This is a genomic window from Streptomyces sp. NPDC049915 (genome assembly GCF_040656475.1).
GTDB lineage: Bacteria > Actinomycetota > Actinomycetes > Streptomycetales > Streptomycetaceae > Streptomyces.
In genome coordinates, this window is the sequence record NZ_JBFAMH010000047.1 from 21,611 (window position 1) to 27,610 (window position 6,000).

General features: G+C 70.8%; 7 protein-coding genes. All 7 read right to left on the bottom strand.

Features of this window, described 5'->3' with window-relative positions; translation table 11 throughout:
• Window positions 1-119: 119 nt before the first annotated feature.
• Entirely contained in the window at window positions 120-218 is a 99-nt protein-coding gene (locus tag AB0J12_RS38050) for an AURKAIP1/COX24 domain-containing protein (protein WP_003948845.1), read from the bottom strand.
• 156 nt (window positions 219-374) lie between these two features.
• A complete protein-coding gene (locus AB0J12_RS38055) occupies window positions 375-584 on the bottom strand; it encodes a helix-turn-helix domain-containing protein (protein WP_181139929.1) in 210 nt (69 codons plus the stop codon).
• A gap of 129 nt (window positions 585-713) precedes the next feature.
• Entirely contained in the window at window positions 714-1,529 is an 816-nt protein-coding gene (locus AB0J12_RS38060; RefSeq protein WP_363269382.1) for a phosphatase, read from the bottom strand.
• Window positions 1,530-2,029: 500 nt separating this feature from the next.
• On the bottom strand, window positions 2,030-3,202 hold the full coding sequence (locus tag AB0J12_RS38065) for an acetoin utilization protein AcuC (protein WP_363269377.1): 1,173 nt from the start codon (window positions 3,200-3,202) through the stop codon (window positions 2,030-2,032).
• Window positions 3,153-4,373 carry an MFS transporter gene (locus AB0J12_RS38070; RefSeq protein WP_363269379.1) on the bottom strand — a complete coding sequence of 407 codons (1,221 nt, stop codon included), beginning with the start codon at window positions 4,371-4,373 and terminating at the stop codon, window positions 3,153-3,155. Before AB0J12_RS38070 ends, AB0J12_RS38065 begins: the two co-directional genes overlap by 50 nt.
• Before the next feature lie 99 nt (window positions 4,374-4,472).
• Window positions 4,473-5,150, bottom strand: a complete 678-nt coding sequence (locus AB0J12_RS38075) for a VC0807 family protein (protein ID WP_363269380.1) — start codon at window positions 5,148-5,150, stop codon at window positions 4,473-4,475.
• Between the two features lie 92 nt (window positions 5,151-5,242).
• Window positions 5,243-5,887, bottom strand: a complete 645-nt coding sequence (locus AB0J12_RS38080; RefSeq protein WP_363269381.1) for an HAD family hydrolase — start codon at window positions 5,885-5,887, stop codon at window positions 5,243-5,245.
• Between the last annotated feature and the right edge of the window lie 113 nt (window positions 5,888-6,000).

Here is a 6,000-nt window from a genome sequence, read left to right on the forward strand (position 1 = left end):
AGCACAGTGACGCCCGGCGCCTCGTGAGACCGCGGGGGTGTCCGGATGCGGCTGTGGCCCCCCATCGAGTGCGATGGGGGGCCACAGACACACGCTCTACGCGGCGTTGCTCGCGTCGCTCACTTCTTGTTGCGACGCTGGACGCGCGTGCGCTTCAGCAGCTTGCGGTGCTTCTTCTTGGCCATCCGCTTACGCCGCTTCTTGATAACAGAGCCCACGACTATCCTCGCTCACTTCTCATCACTCGGTGTTTGGGCGCCATGGGCCCACACGACCTACGAGGGGCTAGCCTACCCGCCCGAGCGCTGAGGTCGTAATCGAGGGGTGGGAGACCGGAGGTGCCCTGTTCCGATCGCTGGTCTCCCGCGTTGCCGTCAGGCGGTCTCCACCCCCACATAACTCTCGCGGAGGTATTCGTGAACCGCGTTCTCGGGGACGCGGAAGGACCGCCCCACCCTGATCGCGGGCAGATGACCGCTGTGCACCAGCCGGTACACGGTCATCTTCGACACTCGCATCACCGCGGCGACTTCCGCCACGGTAAGGAACTGAACCTCGCTCAGAGGCCTCTGCTCAGCAGCCATGACACACCTGAACCTTCCGCACTCGACGGCCACCGGCTTCCCCTTCCGGTGACTCTTCGTCGCTGCGTGCTCACTCCCCAGACTAGGGGCGGGTGATGCAAGTGGGGAAGAGGTGCACCCAACAGCGCCCTACTGTGACAGACACGCTCGATTGAGTACGTAGCGGGCCAGCGGGCGGTAGCAAGCGGCCCGCACCCCGTCATCAAGCGGAACGACGACGGCCACCGAGCCCTCGGCCTGCCCCACGAACAGCGCCGGATCGTCCGTGTCGGCGAGCCCGATCGCCTGGAACCCCAGCTGACCTGCCCCGCAGACCCAGCCGTGATCACCGATCACGAGGTCGGGCAGCGGCCCGCCGGCCTCGGCCGCCGCGGCCAGCGCGGTACGAACCGGGAGGGGAGAGTGCGTGTGCGCGCCGGGCGCACGACCGGGGCGTTCCGCACCGCCCTCGCGGATCAACGCGACCCCTCGTACGTAGTCGAGGTTGTGCGTGCGTAGACCGAACTGGGTCAATATGTCGATACGGCGACCCTGCGCCGGGGTGAGGACAGCACATCCCACCGCCGACAACGCGTCTGCGAGGGCGGCGTAGAAGCCGAGCAGCCGATGCGGGTGCCCGGTGCCGAAGAGCACGCTCCCACGGCGGCCGGCGACCGCCGCGAGCCGCTCCGCGAAGGCGTCCAGCGCGGCCAGTGTGCGCTCCGGGTCGATCACGTCCTGCCCGGAAGTGTGATGCGGATCGGCCGAAACACCGCATCTTTCCGACATCAACTCGATCACATCCCGCGACGCCCACGGTCGCTGCGGATCAATCCCGATCAGCGCCCGGGGATCCCGAGCCGCGAACAACCGATAACTCCGCAGACTCACCTCCCGGGAGGTGGCCACGGTCCCGGCCAGCCGTGAGTCGAGAAGATGGGCCCGCAGAGCACCAACAGACACCACCCGGCCGATCCTGACGGACGAAAGCCCGAGCCGGCCCAAGAACCCCGAAAAAACCCCACGCTTGGCGTAACACCCGCTACGGGGCCGAGCACTGCCCTGCCGTCGCAGCAGCGGCGCCCACAACTCCGGTCGGTCGTCCGCGGGTAGCTGCTGACAGCCACGTCGCCGTGGCGGCGGCGACCGCAGCGCTGGTCGGCGGCCGTCCCGTCGCAGCCCGCGGCAGCGGCAGCGGCAGCGCCTGGCGGCCGCCACACCCGCGTGGCTGCGGGCAGTCGTGCCGCTGGGGCGGCACGGGTGGGCTGGGGGTATCCCCTGCTCGAGGAGCTTGGGGGAGGCACCCCGCCGGTGCCGGCGAGCGCACCTACCCCCGGCCGGCCACAGCACCGGGGCCCTGGGCGACGCCGGGCGCGCAGCCCACGCCGGTCACGGCAACGCCGAGCGCGCAGCCCCACGCCGGTCAGGGCAACGCCGGCCACAGCACCCGGCACCGCCCTACGGCCCTACGCCAGCAGCCCCCGCAGCGGAAACACCGCCCGGCGCGTGGCCAGCACCGCCTGATCCAGCCGATCCGCGGGGTCGTACCCCGCATCCCACGCGGCGAACGAGACCGGCCACCGGCCGTCCGTCATCCGTCCCGGCCCCAACTGCCGCGTCCGCGCGAACACTTCCTGCCGCCACGCCTCCGGAATCACGGACGTCGGCTCCACCGGCCGTCCCGCCGCGATCCCCACCAGATGCGTCCACGACCGCGGCACCACGTCCACCACGGCGTACCCGCCGCCCCCGAGCGCCACCCACTTGCCCCCGGCGTACTCGTGCGCCAGCTCGTGACACGCCACCTGCACCGCCCGCTGCGCGTCCAGCGACACCGCCAGATGCGCCAGCGGATCCTCGAAGTGCGTGTCGGCCCCGTGCTGCGACACCACCACCTGCGGCCGGAACTCCGCCAGCAGCTCCGGCACCACCGCGTGGAACGCCCGCAGCCACCCCGCGTCCCCGGTCCCCGCCGGCAGCGCCACGTTCACGGCGGAGCCCTCCGCCGTGTCCGCCCCGGTCTCCTCCGGCCACCCGGTCTGCGGAAACAGCGTCCGCGGATGCTCGTGCAACGAGATCGTCAGCACCCGCGGGTCCTCCCAGAACGCCGCCTGCACCCCGTCCCCGTGATGCACGTCGACGTCGATGTACGCGACCCGCTCCGCCCCCAGCTCCAGCAGCCGCGCGATCGCCAGCGCCGCGTCGTTGTAGATGCAGAACCCCGACGCCGCCGCCGGCATCGCATGGTGCAGCCCACCTGCGAAGTTCACCGCGTGCAGCGCCTCCCCGCGCCACACCGCCTCCGCCGCCCCCACCGACTGCCCCGCGATCAGCGCGGACACCTCGTGCATCCCCGCGAACGCCGGATCGTCCAGCGTCCCCAGCCCGTACGACTGGTCGGCCGCCGCGGGATCCGCGGACGCCGCCTTCACGGCGTCGATGTAGTCCTCCCGGTGGACGAGCCGCAACGTCGACTCGCCGGCGGCCTTCGCCGCCACCACGTCCACCTCACGGTCGAGGCCGAAGGCGGCGACCAGTTTCCGGGTCAGGGCGAGGCGGACCGGATCCATCGGATGGTCCGGACCGAAGTCATAGCCCGTTACTGCCTCGTCCCACATCAGCTGTGCGCGCCCGCTCATGCCCGCCACCGTATCGGTCCGGTTGAGCCGCGAACGAGCTGGCGTACGCCAACGTCACCAGCACCAACGCCATCGGCACCAGCATGGCCCCGCGGTAGCTCCACGCGTCCCCGAGCGCCCCCACGAGCGGCGAGCCGATCAGGAAGCCGACGTAGTTGAAGACATTGAGCCGCGCGATCGCCGCGTCGGACCCGCCCGGGAACAACCGCCCCGCCGCCGCGAACGTCTGCGGCACCAGCACGCACAACCCCAGCCCCAGCAGCGTGAACCCCAGCATTCCCACCCATGCCCCGGGCGCCACCGCCACCACCGCGAACCCGGCCGCCGCCACCAGCGCCCCACCCCGCACCACGGCCACCGCCCCGAACCGCCGCACCCCGAAGTCCCCGATGGCCCGCCCCAGCAGCGTGGTCACCATGTACACGTTGTACGGCACCGTCGCCAGTTGCTCCGAACTGCCCAGCACGTCCTGCAGATACTTCGCGGACCAGTTGGAGACCGTCGAGTCCCCGATGTACGCGAACGTCATCACCAGGCACAGCGGCAGCAGCAGCCTGAAGACGACCCCGTCCGCCGTGGCGGGCTCCCCCACCTCCGGGACCGCCTTCGTCCCGCCCCCGTCGGCGTACCACCGGCTCCCCAGCAGCGCGGCCGGCAGCACCACCACCACGACCGGCAGATACGACACCCACAGCGCCAGATGCCAGTGCGCCCCCACCCAGGCCAGCGACGCCCCGAGAATCCCGCCCAGGCTGTACGCAGCGTGGAAGCTCAGCATGATGCTGCGCCCGTACGCCCGCTGCAGGCTCACCCCCAGCATGTTCATCGAGGCGTCCAGCGCCCCCACGGCCAGCCCGAACACCGCGAGCGCCACCGCGACCTCGACCAGCCGGTCGCCCGCCCCGACGCCCAGCAGCGCCAGCAGCACGACCGGCTGCGACCAGCGCAGCACCCGGCTCGGCCGTACCCGCTTCACCAGCTGCTCGGTGGTCACACTGGACACCCCGGCGAGGATCGGTACGGCGGCCAGGAAAGCCGGCAGCAGGGCGTCGGAGATGCCGTAGCGGTCCTGGATGGCCGGGATGCGCGTCACCAGGAGCGCGAAGGCGACGCCCTGCGCGAAGAAGCTGAACGCCAGCGAGGCCCTGCCGCGCCGCAGCACATCTGTCATGGCGGCGAGCGTAGGGCCCCGGGCTACTGCTGGGTAGATCCAGCCAAAGGTGAATTCGGCTCAGCTTTACCGCCGCCGAGGCCGGCTCCACCGCCGGCTTCAGGCGGCGACCGCGACCTCCGGCCGGGCGGTGGCGGCCTGCGCGCTCTCCACCTCGGCGGTCAGCATCCGCCGCATCGGCTCCACGGCCAGCCCGCCGCTGACGAGGAACCCGAGACCGAAGGTGGCGACCGTCATCACCGTGCCCAGCCAGACCATGGTGTCCACCGGCACGGTGTAGGCGCCGATCACCCGGGCCACGCACTCCGCCAGCAGGACCGCGCCCCACACCAGCGAGAACGCCCGCTCAGCCCGCCGGAAGGCCGCGGAGCCGGTGATCAGCCGCTGCCAGGCGGTCTCCCGGGCCGCGTCGCCCTTCACCACGAAGGGCTTGAACGCCGCCGTCATCATCGGCTTCCCGAGCGCCACGGAGACCAGGATCCCGATGCCGACCGTGCTGCTGACCGCGCCGTCCTTGGCGAGCATCAGCCGCGGGTCGCCCGCAACGAAGCTCAGCGCCAGGCTGACGAGGTTCACGACGAGGATGAGGCCCGCGAGGCCGTTCACCGTCCTCTCCCGCACGACGCTCCACAGCGTCCGCACGGCCGGCACCACGCTGCTCCAGGCGAGTGCCGCGAAGGTGCTCATCCCGAAGGCTTCCTTGAGGAGGTAGTACGAAGCGAGCGGCACCGCCACGTCGAGGAGGAGCGGCCGGAGGTTCTTCTTCGTCGTCGTCATGCCCCCAGCTTCGCGGTCGGGAGGGGTCGCCCAGTAGAAACGTTCGTCCAGGACTCGGCATGACAATTGTCAGCACGGCCGCATGGCCCGGGTCATACCAGCAGGTCAGCCAACTGCCCCGGCTCGGAGAAGAGTTGGGTTGCCCCCGCCAGCTTCGCCGCCGGCGTCATCGCCGTGAACCCGAAGACGTCCATCCCGGCCGCCACGGCCGCCCGCACCCCCAGCGGGCTGTCCTCGACGACGGCACACCGCTCCGGCGCCACCCCCATCCGCTCGGCCGCGTACAGGAAGAGATCCGGCGCCGGCTTCCCCCGCCCGACGTCCTGCGAGCTGAAGATCCGCGCGTCGTCGAACCACCGGTCCAGCCCGGTCGTCCGATGTCCCACCCGGATCCGCTCATGGCTCCCGGACGACGCGACACAGTACGGCACCCCGTCGGCCGTCAGCTTCTCCAGGACGCCGGTCATCCCCGCCACCGGCTTCAACTCCCGCTCGAAAGCGCCGAACACGCGAGCGTGGAAGACGTCGTCGAAGTCATCGGGCAGCCGCTGCCCCGTGCGCTCGAGAACCAGGTCGTGGATCCGGTGCATCGCGGACCCCATGTAGTCCCGGATGGACTCCTCGTACGTCGTCGGATGCCCCAGCTCGCTCAGATACGCGGCGAGGAGCCGGTTGGAGATCGGCTCACTGTCCACCAGGACGCCGTCGTTGTCGAAGATGACCAGTTCGTAGCGCATACGACGACTGTAAACGCCCCGGAAACGCAGAAAACCCCGCACCGTAAGGTGCGGGGTTTTCCCAATGATTGTTCGGCGGCGTCCTACTCTCCCACAGGGTCCCCCCTGCAGTA

Coding starts and splice junctions, on each gene's coding strand:
- AB0J12_RS38080 (WP_363269381.1), bottom strand. CDS start 5,887: ATGCGCTACGAACTGGTCATCTTCGACAACGACGGCGTCCTGGTGGAC.
- AB0J12_RS38055 (WP_181139929.1), bottom strand. CDS start 584: ATGGCTGCTGAGCAGAGGCCTCTGAGCGAGGTTCAGTTCCTTACCGTG.
- AB0J12_RS38070 (WP_363269379.1), bottom strand. CDS start 4,373: ATGACAGATGTGCTGCGGCGCGGCAGGGCCTCGCTGGCGTTCAGCTTC.
- AB0J12_RS38065 (WP_363269377.1), bottom strand. CDS start 3,202: ATGAGCGGGCGCGCACAGCTGATGTGGGACGAGGCAGTAACGGGCTAT.
- AB0J12_RS38075 (WP_363269380.1), bottom strand. CDS start 5,150: ATGACGACGACGAAGAAGAACCTCCGGCCGCTCCTCCTCGACGTGGCG.